The following is a 3,812-nucleotide window of genomic DNA, read 5'->3' on the forward strand; positions in this document are numbered from 1 at the left end:
AGGGGCTCTGTGGTCATTTCTACATTAATACACGCTAAGGGCATTTTGCAGGTGACGGGAAACACATGATTTCCGCTCACCGTGATCGCGGGGCAAACTGGCCACGCAATAGGGCCATTTTTTGCGCGACAAACCCTGTCGGAATGTTAGGCTGTGCGGCAACACCTGATTTGAGGTTTGTCGCACATGTTGATCGGTTACATGCGGGTATCGAGTAGTGACGAGCGCCAGTCGGTTGCCTTGCAGCGCGATGCCCTGCTCGCGGCCGGGGTCGATGAGCGCCATCTCCATCAGGATCGCGCTTCCGGAGCGCGTGATGACCGGCCGGGTCTGAAGGCATGCCTCGGCGAATTGCGCGAAGGCGATGTCCTGGTCGTCTGGAAGATAGATCGGTTAGGCCGGTCACTCTCCCACTTGATCCGTATCGTCGAGGATTTGAAGGAACGTGGTGTCGCCTTCCGATCTCTCACGGAGGCGATCGACACCACGAATTCGCACGGCGCGTTTCTGTTCAACCTGTTCGGCTCGCTTGCAGAATACGAGAGAGTGCTGATCACCGAGCGGGTCAATGCCGGCCTGGCGGCGGCTCGCCGACGTGGCCGTAAGGGCGGGAGACCTCCAACGATCGATGCGGAAAAGGTCGAGCAGGTTCTAGCTGCTTTGGAAGCTGGCGCCAGCAAGGCGTCCGTGTGCCGGACGTTCAAGGTGGCGCGCTCGACCTTGATCGACACGTTGAAGCGGACTGGATGGACAGGCCCCGGCAAGACCGGCACGCCCGAAACCGTAGTTTGACGAGTGACCGTGGCTGATGGCGTTTCTCGATGAGCAATCGCGTGCCGTTTTATTCGAACCACCCGAAGCTTATGAAGATGCGCAAGCGCGCTATGCACTGACTTCCGAGGATATTGTCTTCGTCAAGGAACATCGCCGATCGCATAATCGGCTTGGCTTTGCGATCCAACTCGCACTGGTGCGTGATCTGGGCCGTCTGCTGCGAATAGGCGAAGTTCCACCTCAGGCGGTTGTCTCTGTTGTCGCCGACCAGCTGGGCATCGACCCTGCAGTGTTCGAGTTCTACGCCCAGCGCGACGAAACGCGCCGGGAACACGCGCGCGAGATCGTCTCTGCACTGGAGCTTCAGCCTGTCCGGACGAGTGACTATCGCGAGTTGATAACGGCGGCGGCACGCGAGGCGGCGGCCACTGAACAAGGTGCGCCGATCGCCAAGGCCGTGATCGAAGCCTTGAAGGAACGAAAGTTGCTCGTTCCTATGCCGGAGCTGCTGATCCGTCTGGCACTGGCCGGCCGGGCGGCGGCGCGTCGACAAGCCTATCGCGAATTGATCCGGGATCTGGAGCAGCCTTCGATCGAGGCGCTTGATCAGCTCCTCGCTGAGCGGGCCGGCGATCGGAGCCACCTTGGCTGGATTGCGGAAGCACCTGAAGGGGCGAAGCTGAAGAACCTCAAAGGCTTGATCGCCCGCCTCGAGGTATTGCGCTCAGCCGCCATTCCCGACGACCGTCGCAAGACGATCCATGCCAATCGCTACGGCATCATCGCCAGGGATGCACGCATTCTGCATGCCCGGGAGATACGACGCCTGACATCCGAACGTCGCTACGCCACGCTGGCCGCCTTCGTCATCGAGAGACAGGCGTCGATCACCGACCTGACGATCGACATGTTCTGCAAAATGATTGGGAGCAACCGCCGCAAGGCCGAGATCAGCCGCACGGAACGCCGGCTAAAAGAGGCCGAGGTTCTTGATGGGGTGGCGCTTGAGCATCTCAAGCTCGGCGAGGCGCTTCTGGCCGCTCGTGCGAGCAAAACCGATCTTGCATCGGCGATCGCAGCCTCCCTCGGCTGGGACGGATTGGTCGCCAGCATGGCGGCAGCCAGATCTGTCGTCCACCCTGATCGCAGTAACGAATTCGACGAGCTCATCAAGCGGCACAAATCGTTGCGCAAGCTGGGCAGACTGATGTTCCGCACGTTCTCGTTCCGGTCGTTTCGTGCTGATGATCCGATCCTTGTAGCAGTGGACCATCTGCGCGCGCTCTATGGCGGCCGGAAATTGCCGGCGCAGGTGCCGCTCGCCTTTCTGACCCGCAAATGGCGACGCTGCGTGCGCCCGAACAGTGCCGATATCGACCTGCGCGCCTGGGAAGTGGCGGTCCTCGTTCACCTGCGAGAGCGTCTGAGGGCCGGTGACATCTGGGTCGAAGGCAGCCGGGCATGGCGCAGTTTCGAGGATTATCTTCTGCCTCGGCCGATCTTCGAGCTGATGCGCGCCGAGGGGCGGCTCGGGCTCGCACTCCCCGACAGCTTTGCCGAATGGCGAGCAGAACGGACCGCCACGCTCGATGCGAAGCTGAAAGAGCTGGCAAAGGCGGCGGCTGCCAATGCTATTCCGGATGCAGCGATTTCCGACAAGGGCCTGTCGATCTCGCCGATCCGCGAGGAGGAGCGCGACAGCATCGTCGCGCTCAGCCGCCGACTATATGTTCTGGTGCCACGGATCAGGATCACCAGCCTGCTTGCCGAGGTGCAAAGCTGGACCAAATTCCTCGACAGCTTCACGCATTATCGTACCGGTGAGACGGCAAACGACGAGGCAGCGCTGATGGCAGCGATCCTTGCCGACGCCACCAATGCCGGAGCCGAACGTATGGCGGAAAGCTCACGCGGCGTCACGATCCACCAGATGATGCTGATGGTGGACAGGCATATGCGATCGGAAACCTACGCCACGGCGACCGCCGTGCTGGTCGATGCGCAGCAGGCCCATCCCTTTGCCGCGATCTGGGGTGACGGCCATATCTCCTCCTCGGACGGACAGTTCTTTCCGGCTGGCGGGCGTGGCGAAGCCAGCCTCGACTACAATGCAAAATACGGCAAGCGACCGGGGGCGTCGATCTATGGCTTCCTGTCCAACCGTTTTGCTTCCTTCTTCTCCCGCATGATCCAGGCATCCGAGGGCGAAGCCCCCTACGTTCTCGACGGCCTCCTTCACAACGAAAGCTCCGTCGAAATCTATGAGCACGCAACCGATACCGCTGGCGCCACCGAAACGACGTTCTCCATGTTCCACGCCTTTGGCTACAGGCTCATTCCCCGTATCCGCAATCTCGGCAATCGCAGGCTCTTTGTCATTGATCGCGATCCGGCTTACGAACCGCTCGACGCGCTGATCGCTGGAACCGTCAACATGGATGTCGTCGAGCACCACTGGGATGAGGTCTTGCGGCTGAAGGCTTCGATCGCTGCAGGTTTGGTGCCGCCTTCCGTCATCCTCAAGAAGCTGGCAGCGTCGCCGCGACAAAACCGGCTGAACCAGGCCCTGCGCCAAATGGGCCGGATAGAACGCTCGATCTTCATCTGCGACTGGCTGCTCGATACGAAACTGCGCCGCAGATCGCATGCGATCCTCAACAAGGGTGAAAGCCGTCATGCTCTCGCACGCGCCATCTTCCTCCACCAGCTCGGCGAATTGCGCAACCGCGTCGCCGAAACCATGGCTTACCGCGCGTCCGGTCTTAACCTCGTCGTCAACGCCATCATCCTGTGGAACACTGTCTATCTCAGCCGTGCTGTCGATTATATCAGCAGTCAGGGTATTATCATTCCGGACGAGCTGCTCTCCCAGGTCGCACCACTACCATGGGCGCATATCGCGCTCACCGGCGACTACCTCTGGAACGAAATTGACCGACCCCTCGAACGCTTCAGGCCAATCCGGGCTAACCGCTTCAATCCAAACAACTTCAAATTCCCTTAGCGTGTATTAATGTAGAAATGCCCACGGAGCCCCA

2 protein-coding genes are annotated in these 3,812 nt (G+C 60.4%); both read left to right on the forward strand.

Annotation, left to right across the window (positions count from 1 at the left end; genetic code table 11):
• Positions 1-186: 186 nt before the first annotated feature.
• Positions 187-792, forward strand: coding sequence for a recombinase family protein (locus tag FAA86_RS24095; protein WP_003501158.1), 606 nt, complete (start codon positions 187-189; stop codon positions 790-792).
• Positions 793-808: 16 nt separating this feature from the next.
• On the forward strand, positions 809-3,778 hold the full coding sequence (locus tag FAA86_RS24100) for a Tn3 family transposase (protein WP_136543819.1): 2,970 nt from the start codon (positions 809-811) through the stop codon (positions 3,776-3,778).
• Positions 3,779-3,812: the final 34 nt, after the last annotated feature.

The sequence above is a fragment of the Rhizobium rosettiformans W3 genome (assembly GCF_004912135.1).
GTDB classification, from domain to species: Bacteria; Pseudomonadota; Alphaproteobacteria; order Rhizobiales; family Rhizobiaceae; genus Allorhizobium; species Allorhizobium rosettiformans.